The sequence below is a fragment of the Paenibacillus sp. FSL H8-0283 genome, assembly GCF_045040675.1.
GTDB classification, from domain to species: Bacteria; Bacillota; Bacilli; order Paenibacillales; family Paenibacillaceae; genus Paenibacillus; species Paenibacillus amylolyticus.
The window spans coordinates 5,262,465-5,275,880 of record NZ_CP150295.1 but is presented as its reverse complement, the minus strand read 5'-3'; the positions used below and the strand labels follow the sequence as shown (position 1 = coordinate 5,275,880).

The following is a 13,416-nucleotide window of genomic DNA, read 5'->3' as shown; positions in this document are numbered from 1 at the left end:
ATCAGTCCCCTTTAATCGTTGTAGGTCAGCTATACAGATGTGGATTTGCTGCTGGTCTTGTTGTCATTCCATGGAAGGAGACGGGATTCGATATAACCGACACAGGTGTAGAGGAGCATGGCGACCAGCATAAGCATGAACACGCCGACCCATACGGCCGGAAGGTTGAACAGGTTACCTTCGACGAATACCATGTGTCCAAGTCCTTTGTCAGAAGAGATGAATTCTCCACCTACGACAGACACCAATGCCAAACCGATATTGATCCGGAAGGCCGAGATGATCCATGGCAGAGAGGAAGGAAAGATAATTTTGCGGAAAATTTGTGATTTCTTCGCACCGAAGGATTTCATCAGATTAATCTGGGATTCGTCGATTTGATGAGTCGCTTGGTAGGCGGATAATAGCGCTACGATAAATGTTGCTACGGAGGCCAGAGCAATCTTGGAGAAGATGCCTGAACCAAACCAGATGATAATCATGGGAGCAAGTGCGATCTTCGGAATACCGTTCATCGCTACAATGAATGGATCGAGCACACGGGCAACGGACTTGGAATACCACATGAGTAGTCCTGCCAATGAGCCAATTAAGCTTCCGGCTACAAAGCCGATAACGGTGGCATTTACCGTTGCAAACGCGTCTGTAAGCAGTTGTCCTGAGCTAGCCATGGTGATGGCGGCATCAAGAATGGCGCTTGGTGATCCCATGAGGAATCCGTTAACGAGTTTCAAGCGAACAGCGGATTCCCAGATCACCAGGATGACCGCTACAATAATGAACCGCCACAGCATCGTCATCAGCCATTCTTTGGAGAAGGTGGACTGTCTGCGTTTACTCTTACTCTTCGTAACTCCAGCAGGCTTTCCAGCAAGAGTAACTTCAGGTGATGTGCCCTTCATTAGCTGATCCTCCCCATTTGGATATCAAGCTCTGACCAGATCGATTCAAAATACTGTTTGAACTTCTGGTCGGAGCGGGCTTTCAGTGCTGAGCCATATTGCGAGGCGAGACCAATGTCATACACCTGCTTCACAGTTGTTGGTCGTTTACTCATAACGGCAATGCGGTCGGAGATGGCGATGGCTTCCTCAATGTCATGCGTGATCAGGACGCCTGTCTTGCCCTCGGATTTCAGGATAGACAAGATCTCATCTTCCAGAATGAGTCTGGTCTGATAATCAAGTGCGGAGAAGGGTTCATCCAGTAATATAATATCGGGCTGGGTAACGAGGGTACGAATGAGGGCTACACGTTGGCGCATACCACCTGATAGTGTGGAGGGATAGGCTTCTGCGAATGAGGCCAGGCCATAGCGATCCAGATAATCCATGGCAATATCGCCGCGATCCTTTTTGGACATGCCCTTCACTTCCAAGCCTAACGTGACATTGTCCAGGATGCTTCTCCAAGGAAGTAACAGGTCCTTCTGCATCATATAACCGACATGTCCGGTGGTCTGATCGATCTCTTCGCCACAGACGATAACCTTGCCATTTGTTGGCTTAAGCAGACCTGCGATAATATTGAAAATCGTACTTTTGCCACAACCGCTCGGTCCCACGATACTAAAGAACTCCTGTTTCTTGATTTGCATCGAAACCTCAGCCAGGACCTGAATATCTTCTCCGGTTGCACTGACAAATGATTTGGATACGCCTTGTATCTGTATAGCCATGATAGGTAGCCCCTTTCCTACAGCCTGATGTTTTTTCGTTTCTTGATGTAATTTGATGTTAATTAACATGACATTAATGAATATATTCCTAATCATATAGACTGTTTGCATCATTGTCATTAGTTACTCTGAACATAAAAATAGAATTAAATCAGTTAAAATGCACAAATGAAGATTGAACATGAATTGAATATGAAAAGAAAAATTAAAGAACGTGTCATTAAATATGACACGTTCTCGATTTAAGACGTATGATTAGCTTCACTAGGGGCTGGATTAACATTCAAAAGGGACTCAAGTGCGAAGGCAAGTCGAAAGCGCAGGCTCTCCATCGGGTCTTTAATGTTCCTGCCAGTCAGTTTCTCGCATTTCTCCAATCTGTAGATCACTGTATTGCGATGTACGAAGAGCTCTTTCGCCGTATCAACGATCTGGCAATGATTCTCATAGAAGGAGGACAAGGTTTTCATCAGTTCGTTGCGCTCGTTTGGATCTCGGTCGTTGAAGGGTTTAAAGGTTTCTTGATGGAACTGCAGCATCTCATCGTGGGGAATCATGCGCAGCAGACGGCTTATATCCATGGTTTGATAGGAATGAGCGAAGCGGGTCTTTCGCATCTGATAGCCGGACTGGAGCGCCTTGACTGCTTCTTTATAGGAGAGTCCAATATCCAATACATTGGTGTAGGAATTACCTATGCCGAAGGATAGGCTGAGCTGCGACTCTGTATACAGATTGCTCGCCATCCGCTCAAGCTGCTGAACAACGGTGTGTTCGTCCCAAGACGATTCGGCCAAAAAGACGAGTATGCCGAACTGGTCGTTCTTAGTGAACATGACAAAGGAGAGATCCAATCTGGCGAATTCCTGTTTAATCAGCTCGTAATTAGCGTCTCGTTCCGAGATGAATCGCTCTTCCCCGGAGGAAGTAGAGTTCTGCTTAGGTATGCCCGCTAAGGATTCATCCTTTTTGGCGATGATCAGAACGGAACTTCCTTTGGCTTGTAACCCATATTTCTTGCCGCGATGCAGTGCTTCTTGTTCCGAACGAATGAAACCCTGAATGAGATCGGAGAAATATTCATTTTTGTAACGGCGGGAACGCTCTTTGACGGCTTGCTTCTTGGTTAACTCCAGGCCGATCACATTGACGGCTTGCTCCAGTGCCAGAGTGGAGAGCTTAGAGCTTGCGGAACTGTCATATAGTGCGATTAAATAGCCCTCGTGCCGATCCGTGAAAATGGGATGAAGCTCGGCGTGTCGATATTTATCAGTAGTAAGTAGACAGATCGAGATTGCGGTTTGGAAGGAAGGATGCTCATCTATAAATGTCAGTAAGGGGGCGGCGAGAGACTGGTCATCCAACTGTTGTACATAGTGGGAACTTGCCGTAATCTGTTTCTTCGAGCCAAGTAGAAGTACAGGTGAGGATAGCAACTGAGACAACGTATCTACGATGGATGGTATGCCTTTTCCCTGCATCACCATCGTGGAAAATTGTTTGTGAATAGATAAGGCGTAGTGTAGCTCATGGGTTTTGTTTTGAAGGATGGCACTGATCGAATGTTGAAATATTTCACCAAGTGTATTGTCTATCTCAGACAGTTCGATGATCGGGAAGCCCAGTCTGTCGGCTGTTTCAAGCAATTGCGGAGATAATTCAAGAGAGAAACGCTGTGTCTTGACAGCAAGCGCTGCACAACCAATTGCATGCATGTCTGTAATGAATCCAAGATGAGCATCAGGGCGGTCTTTCAGGATATAACCGTTTGTCAGCAGCATATCTCCCGACTTCAGGAATTGTACAATATCTGGTGCGTCCATAATATTAATCGATTGCACCAAGCGATCAAGGCCACGATGCCCGGCAATAACCTTTGCTTTGGAGAGAATGGGGATAGTCAATAACTGTTGCAGATCCATCTTCAACCCACTCGCTTTCATAATGATATGTTATAAAATCTAACATTAAGTGAGGTGGACGTAAAGAAGAGTTTGGATAAAGCGGCTAAAAGATAACGGATTTTAAGCACATTGTACAAAGTGCTGAGGATATTTTTTTGTAAATAAAATGTACGGTTTCGGTTTGAAAATTCTCTGGTAGTATAACTGCTCGAAATACGATGATGACAGATATCTAATGTGCTACACATGCGTTTTAGTTGTTCCACTATGAAAGCCTTTTCATTATAGAGTGAATTCTGATATGATAGAAAAAATTGGTCTAAATTAACTATTAAGTAATAAATCTAGCGATTTAAGAAAGGAAGATAAGGATGCCAACAGAAAAAGGATTACCGATTAAATATCCAATGATTACTTCACTTCCTGCGTTTGCAAACATGACTGCTATTCTTAGCACTCAAGAAGATGTTTTTTTTCCGTGGTTTTGTCATAATCATGTCCAGCTAGTAGCCTGGGAGACTCCAGAGGTTTACATACAATTTTATACGCCTGTTTTTAGAGAGTACTATCGATTATTTGAATTACACCACTATCATAAGAAGGTTTTAGTAAAGTGGTGTGACGATATAACACAGTTTATTATTGATGCAATTGATGAAGAAAATTATGTATATTTAAGCATAGATCAATACTACATTGCAGCCTATGATAATTTTGGAAAAGTGCATGCTCCGCATGATATGTTGATCTATGGATATAACAAAGAAAATCAAATGTTTTACGTAGCTGATTTTTTTAATTCCAAATATTCCTTCTCGACAGCAAGTTTTGATAGCGTTAATGAAGCATTTGTAAGTCCTCATTCTGAGGGAGAGTGGTTCAGAGGTGTTCAGCTTTTGCAATTCAATGAACGAAAAAGTGAATTCAAGTTAGATCTGGGTTATCTGATTAAACAGTTGCATGACTATATAAATGAAACTAAATCCTCTAACGATTATAAGTTGGTTGAAGAACCTGGCAAAGATACGGACGCTTGGGGAATAGGAGTTTATCGTTTTTTAAGAGAACATATTACAGAGACTGCTTTATTCGAATTTAGTCTGATTAGATCTCTCCATTTGCTCTTTGACCATAAGGAAGTGATGTTGAAAAGTTTGGTTTATCTCGATGAGAAAAAGTATATTACTAGATTGGATATTCATGAAAAGGCTTACAGAGAAATTAAACAGCTGTGCTTAATTCTTAGGAATTGGTGTATAAAGCACAGTATGTCAGAAACGACAAATGATATAGTGAAAATAGTTGAATTGATCGAGAAAATGGAGAAGCAGGAACGGTCGGCAGTTCAGGAACTGTTATCAGATCTTGAGGAAGTGAGATTAACCTATCTATAGTAGATTGAATTAAACGTATACCGATAACTACAAAGAAAGGTGAACTCTGTCATGCAGAGATCACCTTTCTTTATTGTTCATAATCAAACTCATTTAACTTCAACTGAATGATGTTGAGTATATTGGATAACGTGTTAAAGTTTTCGACTAACAACTCTTCATCATTAAAAGTGATATCAAAGTGTTCTTCTAACAGTACAATCAGTCTTATCACTTTAATGGAACATATTCCTAAGTCATTTAAATTATCTTGCACATCAATTACTTTGATGTTAGTAACCTGCAGGCACTGAGCGATCATTTTCGTAATGGTATCTTTGAGATTGTCGGTCAATGAGTTACACTCTCCCCTTCGTTACAGTTCATACGGATGAATCTCCGATATTCGGCTGGAGTACAAGAAAAGTGCTTCTTAAAAATACTCGAAAACTGAGAATTTGAAATATACCCGATGGCAGTCGTGAGTTCTTTGATATTCAGATTGGACGTTTTGAGAAGATCACAGGCACGTTTCATCCGGACTTGTTGTAAGTACCTCATAGGTGATACATCGAATATTTTAGAGAAACTATTGCTTAAATAAACTGGATTGCAATAGATTAATTCAGCAAGTAATTGTAACGTAAGTGGTTCTGCATAATGTTTGCGGATATAGCGATGTACCATAATCAAACGATTATCAATTGTTCCTGTCTGTGCTTTGGTATTCGCCTCATGAGAGCGCTTACTGAAATTGTCATGATTTGCTCGAAGAAGGGTTTCAATTTGCTCTTCTGTTTCAGCAATGTAGCGTCCGATTAACGGCCCGCATATTAATTTGGACAATTTGTTTATACTTCTCATTGTCTTAGAAGAAGCTTGGATGACCAAAGGATATTCTTCTAGGTCAGTAAACGAATGATTAAAAGTGATCTTGCGAATCTCTACATAAGAAGAACCTAAGTTCCGCAAACTGAAATTATTACCTATTAGTATGCTCATTTTATTTATAAGTAGCTCATTACCATCGTAAGATACGAAAGTCGAAGAAGGAACAATAATTGCGTAAGCTTGATGGTGTATAGAGGAACAAAATATTTCGGTCTTAGGCAAAAGATGTTCGACACTATATGCAGAAACCGTAACAAACTTCATACATGGGTACTCCTTTGCAAGTTTAATAGACCTAAGAATCCGCAACATTATTCAAATTACATCTACATAATTTCAAATAATAATGGTAATTAATTGCCAAACATAGCGTGATATATAGATTAAAATAACATATCTTAAATTATGTATCCAATTTTACATAAAAGAAAAAAAAGCATTTTTTTTGAAAAAAGTTGGTTTATAATATCTCCTATAGAAGAAAAATGGGAGTTATTATTCCATTATAATCAATTTTACGACAAATAACACCATTATCTGATTATAATAACAAGTTATAATTAACAATCGTTTATAAATAAGGGGTGTTTATGTTGCTATATCCATTGTCTCATCCACAAAAAAGAGTATGGATCATAGAGAATATATATTCAAAGAGTTCTCTGTATAACTTGGGCGGCGCATTTTATTTCAAACAAGCGATGGATCTGACTTTACTGAAAGATAGCATTAAGGAACTGATTGATAACAATGCTAACTTGCGTATTCGTCTGAAGCGAAGTTCTAATAACGTATATCAATATGTTGATGAAACAGAACATGAAGTCTCCTTCATCGATTTTAGAGAGATGCAGATAGATTCTGAAACGTGGTTCACCAATCACTTTAACGAACCTTTTGAATTGATTGAAAGTTCACTCTTTTGTTTTATCGTTTTTATTGATCAGTCTGGAAATGCCGGATGTTATTTTAAAGTGCATCATCTGATTGGCGATGGTTGGTCTGTGAAGCTAATCGCAGAGTCAGTCGTTGATATATATCAAAGCAAATTTTCTGGGAAAGAAGTTAAATCAGATCAATTATTATTTACTGATTATCTACATAGGGAAGAAAAATACAAGAACTCTTCGAGATTTTTAAAGGACAAAACCTTTTGGACGAAACGTTTCGAAGATTTGACCAAGGTTGCTCAAACGAAAAGTAGCGAGAACACGCAAGCTCGTAGGTTAACAACGATCATTGATGCTAACCGTTCAAACAGCATTAAGAACTATATCCAAAATCAAGCTATAACAAATGCAGCATTTTTCACTGGTGTATTGTTTCTTCACTTGTCCAAAATGGATAAGACAGAGGAACTCATATTGGGGACTCCTGTGTTTAATCGTTCTGGACGCAAGGAGAGGGCAAGCTTTGGGATGTATACCAGCACAATGCCCTTAAAAATGAACATTGATCCAGAAATTCAAAATTCGACATTTATGATTCAGGCCCACAAAGAACTAAATGATTGTTATTTTCATCAGAAATATCCTTACGATATTTTAATTGAAGATATTTTGCTCAAGCAACAAGGTAAGGATCAACTATTTCAACATTGTATCAATTACAGCAATGCAGCACTTCCTGAGCATTGTGACGGAATTGACATTAAAACGTTGGACTTTTTCTCCGGTCATCAGATTTATTCACTTCAAGTTTTTGTTAAAGACTGGTACCAGGATGGGCATATCCGACTCGACTTTGAGTATAAGACGGACGACTATACAGACGCTCAGATTCAACACTTCTCATCTGTCTATCTATATTTGATAGAGCAGATCATCTTAGATAATGGAGCAAAGGTAAAAGATTTAAGAATTATGGAGCCAGAGCTTGAAAAAGAGATTATTCATCAATGGAATGATACTGAGGATCACCAGATAGAAGGAAATAGTATTGTTGAATTATTCTACAAGCAAGCGGCACTTCATCCAGGACGAATTGCGCTTGAGTACGGTGAGACCAGGTTGACATATGAGGAGCTTAATCTAAAATCCAATGCATTAGCACGTAACCTTTCAAGATATGGCATTGGATCAGAGAAGGTTGTAGCTATTATCTCAGAACATTCTCTGGAAGCCATTATAGCGATATGGGCTGTATTGAAGGCTGGAGCGGCATTTTTACCCATCGATCCTAAACTTCCTTCAAAAAGAAAAAGATATATGCTTGAAGATAGTAATGTTAGCGCTATCTTAACTAATTTAGGTGGAATTGATGAATATTGTAATAATATCAATGTGATTGATATTTCTTTAGAAACAACATATGAGGGAACAACAACAAATAATTTAACGGTTATTCCAGCCAAAAACCAACTTGCTTACATTATATATACTTCTGGCTCAACGGGTATTCCTAAAGGAGTCATGGTAGAACATGGTGGATTGTTTAATTACACGACGTGGGCTTGCTCAACATATGTGGACGAAATTGAAGTGTTTCCGGTCTATTCGTCATTTTCTTTTGATTTAACTTTAACTTCGATTTTTACACCGTTAATTTGCGGAAGCAAAGCTGTTATTTACAGTGAATCTAATAGTGGGTTTGTGTTGGATAAAGTCATAACGGATAACCAATCCACCGTAATTAAGCTTACTCCATCTCACCTAAGACTGCTGATTGAACATGGGCGGTATGGAAATTCACTCAGAACGTTAATCGTTGGAGGGGAAGATTTAAAAGTACAGCTTGCCGAAAATGTGCTTGAAATGTTTGGCCAGGATATCAATATATTTAATGAATATGGGCCGACAGAGACTGTAGTGGGATGTATGATTTACCGATACGATAGTGCTACGGTTAGAGGCGGATCCGTAAGTATTGGTAAACCTATACAAAACACTCAAATTTATATTCTGGATGGTGAGTTACAACCGGTTCCTTTGTATACAAAAGGTGAAATGTTTGTTTCGGGAGCTGGTGTTGCTAGGGGGTATTTAAATCAAGGTGATTTAACAAATGAAAAGTTTCTACCTAATCCATTCGTACTCGGTCAAAGGATGTATAAAACGGGGGATATAGGTTATTACGTCGAAGACGGAAACTTATTTTATGTAGGCCGGGCAGACGATCAAGTGAAAATTAATGGTTATCGGATCGAAGTGTTAGAAATTGAAAATATCATGTGTGGACTTGAAGGCGTTAAAGAAGCGGTAGTAACGAAACATTCATTACCCAATGGCTCAGATATGCTGATTGCACATTTGGAGTTGCTAGAATCCATTTCTACTAATCAGTTAAAGAGATCGTTATCGCTTCTCTTGCCAAGTTATATGATTCCTTCGCATTTTGAGATAATGGAACGATTACCTGTCACGACAAATGGAAAGATAAATCGTTCACAACTACCAATGCCTAAGTTATCACAGGGTGTTGAGAATCGCAGTGGCCCATCTGAAATCGCAAAACAGGTATTGAGCGCATTGGAAGAAATCTTAAAAACAGAAAATATATCTCTGGATGACAATTTCTTTTTTATCGGAGGGGACTCCATCAAAGCCATACAGGTTTCCTCTCTGCTTAACACGCAAGGAATTGAATTGAAGGCCAAAGATATACTTTTATTTCCAATTGTTGGAGAGCATGCTGAGATGGCAGAGAAGCGTGTTACTGAACAAACAACTCAACCAGCCCAGTGTAAGGGAAGTATTCCTCCTTCGCCGATCAATCAATGGTTTCTTAAAGGTAGTATAAGTAACAAGGATTATTACTTGCAATCCGTCCATATCAATCTTAAGGAAGATATTTCTTACAACCAATTTTGCCATGCTATTTCTCAATTGGTTGATGTTCATGATTCTTTGAGAATTACGATGGACAAAGAAACAATGCAGTTAAAATATCAAGATGTTTTTCCCTTGACATCCGTAATGAAATACATGGATATACGCTTAGAAGAAGAGGGAGATTATCTGGAAAGTATGATCAAATACGATAAGGAGATCAAAGAGAGTATTTCAATGGATTCACCCTCCTTATTTTATTGCGTGTTTTACGATACTCCGCATGGTATTAAGGTATCGTTCATTGCACATCATCTGATTGTAGACGGAATATCGTGGAGAATTCTACTGGAGGATCTGGATTCATTGATTAGGGAGGGGGAACAATCTCATATTTCTCGGATATCCAAAGGAAGCTCTTATCAAGAATGGGCTGGTAAACTATTGGAATACGCTGAGAGTCCTGCTGCCAGGAAAGATAGAGAGTATTGGAGCAAAGTTGTTTCCCGAATTCACTATATAGATTTAAAAGATAAGCTACAGACCGAACGATCTCACTCACCAAGTGTTCAGGAACAAAGGATAGTTCAAGAAAGTATAACAAAACTCATTATGTCCACGGTGAACAAAAATCTGCAAACAACATCAAAAGATTTAATTGTTGCAGCTGTTGTTCTCAGCATATGGGAGCTAACGAAGGAGAGCAACATCTCTGTAATGCTGGAAGGCCATGGCAGGGAAATGTTCGATCATACGCTCGACATTAATCGTACAGTCGGATGGTTCACCAGTTTGTTTCCCGTTAACTTCTTTGTTGAATCGGGAGATTTAACAGATCAGATTATTGCTATTTCCAATGAACTGAACAGTATACCTCTCAATGGAATGGGTTACGGAATACATTATTACTTAAAAGATGTATTAGGGGTGGAAGAGAGACGATTAGTCCGACTGAACTATCTTGGTGAGATGGACAATGGCCTTGCTGGTACGTGGTTTACACCCTCAGATACAAATACTAGCGCCGATGTTTGTCCCTACAATGATTTAAACTGTTTGCTGGACATCAATATTTATGTCATGAGTGGACAATTGTATATTCAAATCAACTATAAAGAAGATGATTTTTCTGTAAATACCATTCAACTATGGATGAATAAAATACAAAATAAACTAACAGAGATTTCTCTCATCCGTTCAGTTGTAAGCGACCCTATTGTAGATCTTACAGAACATAAATTAAACCAGGAGGACTTGGATGCATTATTTTCTTGATGAGCCAATAAAAAGAGAGAGGTTCTATATATGAAATTCCGTCGTATGTTTACCTTACTAATTCTAGTTGTATTTTTGAGTAATAACTATGTTGGGTATGCTGAATCCTCAACACATAATCTTGAAAAATCTATTGATATGTTTATTAATATGGAAATGGGAAAAATGAAAATTCCTGGATTAGCAGCTTCTATTGTTCAAGATAAGTTTGAATATAGTGCAGGTTATGGATTTCGTAGTTCTGGGAACAAAGCCGTTGATGAAAGGACGCTTTTTGAACTTGGTTCCAATTCCAAAGCTTTTACCGGGCTTGCATTACTCAAAATGGTTAAACAGGGCAAGCTCAGCCTGGATGATAACGTAACAGCACATTTGCCTTGGTTCACGGCCGTTTTGGATGGCACCGAATCAGACATTAACATTCGGCAATTGTTACACCATACAAGCGGAATTCCTACTGATTCCATAACTCTAATCCCTGAAAGCAATGATGCTGATGCCTTGAAGCAAATGCTGATGGAAATGGTACCTGTACAACTTGTCAACAAGCCAGGACAAATGTTCGAATACGCAACCTTGAATTACGATATTATCGGTCTCGTTGTTGCAGAAGTTTCGGGGATGAGTTACGAAGAATACATGATAGAAAATATATTCAATCCGTTGGGATTATTGAATACTTTTCCTAAGGCACAAGTTCAGTCAGAGGAAAATATGGCTTCTGGACATAAGTTAGGTTTTTTCGGCGCAGCATCCTATGACGGACCATCCTATCGCGGGAATACGCCAGCTGGATACATTGTGTCCAATGCTGAGGATATGCGTCAGTGGATGAAGATCCAATTGGGGATGGTCAATGTACCTGGTTTTGGTGAAGTCATTTTGGAATCACACATGAAGGATAGCACTCTGGAGGGGATACAAGAAGGAGCGCCATATGCCGCTGGATGGGAGATTTATTCATTTGAAGGTGAGCAACTTGAACATTCAGGAGCAAATCCGGGATTTTCATCTTACATGTTATTGAATAAAGGAAAAAAAATAGGGGTAACCGTGATGGCCAACCTGAATTCAGAGGCTGTATTTTCAATAGCTATGGGAATTGAGCAAATTTTATTAGGGAACACGCCGACTCCATCCGAAGTAGATCTATTTCTGATATTGAATAATGTGATGAGAGTGCTTCTTGTATTGAGCTTGCTTGTGATCGCGCTATCATTATTCTTCTGTTCTCGAATGTATAAGGACAAGCATAGATCTTTCCAAAAACCATCCTTGAATGCAAGAATTAAACTGGCGTTGTTATCTGTTGGATATGCAATTTTCACTGTGGCTATCTACTTATCTCCTACTGTTTTATATCACGGGTATCCCTGGAGTTTCCTGAGCGTTTGGGCTCCTTCAAGCTTGGTTGTGGGTGCAATCTTCATGGTCGTAGCTACAGGGGGATGTTTCCTTTGCGGGGGATATAGCATTCTATTTCCAAAAAGAAAAGATTAAGTTCTCCAAAAACGTATGAAATCAGGAGGTTTATCATTATGAAAAACATTGGTAATTCCATATTAAATTACACTGCAGGATCGCTCTACACATATACTCCCATTGATAAAGAAATCAAATTGAATCAATGGGTTACAGAGAACAAGAAGGAATTAGAAGAGGTATTGCTACAAAGAGGAGGCGTTTTGTTTCGGAATTTCCCCAAAGCATCGATCTCAGAGTTTAGTGAAATCACGCAAATCTTCAGTTCAGAATTGTTAGAGTATAAGGAACGATCTACACCACGAACTGAGGTTCAGGATAATATCTATACTTCCACTGAATATCCTAAGGACCAGTGTATACCTATGCATAATGAAAGCTCTTATTCAAAAGTATGGCCTATGAAGATATGGTTTTCTTGCCAGATCAATGCCGAGGTAGGTGGGGAAACGCCGATTGCAGACAGTAGAGAGTTATTGCAGAAGCTAGATGCATCCATTAAAAAACAATTTATCGAAAAGAAAGTAATGTATGTAAGGAATTTCGACGGTATCTTGGATTTGTCTTGGCAAAATGTTTTCCAGACAGAAGACCAAAAGATCGTAGAACAGTATTGCCAAAAAAATGGGATTGCATTCGAATGGATATCTAAAGATCATTTGCGGACGCGAACCGTTCGTGATTCAGTAGCTATTCACCCCCTCACTAAGGAAAAGGTCTGGTTCAATCAAGCTAATTTATTTCATGTCTCTAGTCTGCCTTTAGAAGCCAGAGAATGGCTTATAGAAGAACGGGGTTATGACAATCTTCCTCGCAATACGTATTTCGGAGATGGTAGCACAATTCCGGACTCTTTAATAGATGAAATCCAAGGACTGTACGAGGAGATCAGTATAGTCTTTCCATGGCAAGAGGGAGATGTCCTCATGTTGGACAATATGCTCATGGCGCACGGCAGAAAAACATTTAAGGGAGATAGAAAAATTGTCGTTGCGATGGCTGAACCCTATAACGTATAAATCCAGGACCTAATCAAAGGAGAGATG

The 13,416-nt window shown here is 39.4% G+C and carries 9 protein-coding genes; 4 read left to right on the top strand and 5 right to left on the bottom strand.

Annotated features, from left to right (window positions below; translation table 11 throughout):
- Positions 1-29: 29 nt before the first annotated feature.
- From MHI52_RS23265 to MHI52_RS23255, 3 genes are all read right to left on the bottom strand, one after another.
- Positions 30-902: an ABC transporter permease gene (locus tag MHI52_RS23265; protein WP_405157712.1), complete on the bottom strand. Its 873-nt coding sequence runs from the start codon at positions 900-902 to the stop codon at positions 30-32.
- Positions 902-1,678, bottom strand: a complete 777-nt coding sequence (locus MHI52_RS23260) for an ABC transporter ATP-binding protein (RefSeq protein ID WP_036617567.1) — start codon at positions 1,676-1,678, stop codon at positions 902-904. The genes MHI52_RS23265 and MHI52_RS23260 overlap by 1 nt, the downstream gene beginning before the upstream one ends.
- A gap of 242 nt (positions 1,679-1,920) precedes the next feature.
- On the bottom strand, positions 1,921-3,582 hold the full coding sequence (locus tag MHI52_RS23255) for a PucR family transcriptional regulator (protein WP_405157711.1): 1,662 nt from the start codon (positions 3,580-3,582) through the stop codon (positions 1,921-1,923).
- A 371-nt stretch (positions 3,583-3,953) separates the two neighbouring features.
- Here MHI52_RS23255 and MHI52_RS23250 point away from each other — a divergent pair, with 371 nt between their 5' ends.
- Positions 3,954-4,976 (top strand): hypothetical protein, encoded by a 1,023-nt coding sequence (locus tag MHI52_RS23250; RefSeq protein WP_340984474.1) that lies wholly within the window; start codon positions 3,954-3,956, stop codon positions 4,974-4,976.
- A gap of 70 nt (positions 4,977-5,046) precedes the next feature.
- Here the strand turns inward: MHI52_RS23250 and MHI52_RS23245 are convergent, their stop codons facing one another.
- Both MHI52_RS23245 and MHI52_RS23240 read right to left on the bottom strand, forming a co-directional pair.
- Positions 5,047-5,310, bottom strand: coding sequence for an acyl carrier protein (locus MHI52_RS23245; RefSeq protein ID WP_340984476.1), 264 nt, complete (start codon positions 5,308-5,310; stop codon positions 5,047-5,049).
- Positions 5,307-6,110 (bottom strand): AraC family transcriptional regulator, encoded by an 804-nt coding sequence (locus MHI52_RS23240; protein ID WP_340984477.1) that lies wholly within the window; start codon positions 6,108-6,110, stop codon positions 5,307-5,309. The genes MHI52_RS23245 and MHI52_RS23240 overlap by 4 nt, the downstream gene beginning before the upstream one ends.
- 326 nt (positions 6,111-6,436) lie before the next feature.
- Between MHI52_RS23240 and MHI52_RS23235 the strand changes: the two genes are divergently transcribed.
- Genes MHI52_RS23235 through MHI52_RS23225 form a run of 3 tightly spaced genes read left to right on the top strand, consistent with a single transcriptional unit; the run spans position 6,437 to position 13,389 of the window.
- On the top strand, positions 6,437-10,888 hold the full coding sequence (locus tag MHI52_RS23235; RefSeq protein WP_405157710.1) for an amino acid adenylation domain-containing protein: 4,452 nt from the start codon (positions 6,437-6,439) through the stop codon (positions 10,886-10,888).
- A gap of 30 nt (positions 10,889-10,918) precedes the next feature.
- On the top strand, positions 10,919-12,388 hold the full coding sequence (locus tag MHI52_RS23230) for a serine hydrolase domain-containing protein (RefSeq protein WP_405157709.1): 1,470 nt from the start codon (positions 10,919-10,921) through the stop codon (positions 12,386-12,388).
- A 38-nt stretch (positions 12,389-12,426) separates the two neighbouring features.
- Positions 12,427-13,389 (top strand): TauD/TfdA family dioxygenase, encoded by a 963-nt coding sequence (locus MHI52_RS23225; protein WP_340984482.1) that lies wholly within the window; start codon positions 12,427-12,429, stop codon positions 13,387-13,389.
- Positions 13,390-13,416 lie beyond the last annotated feature (27 nt).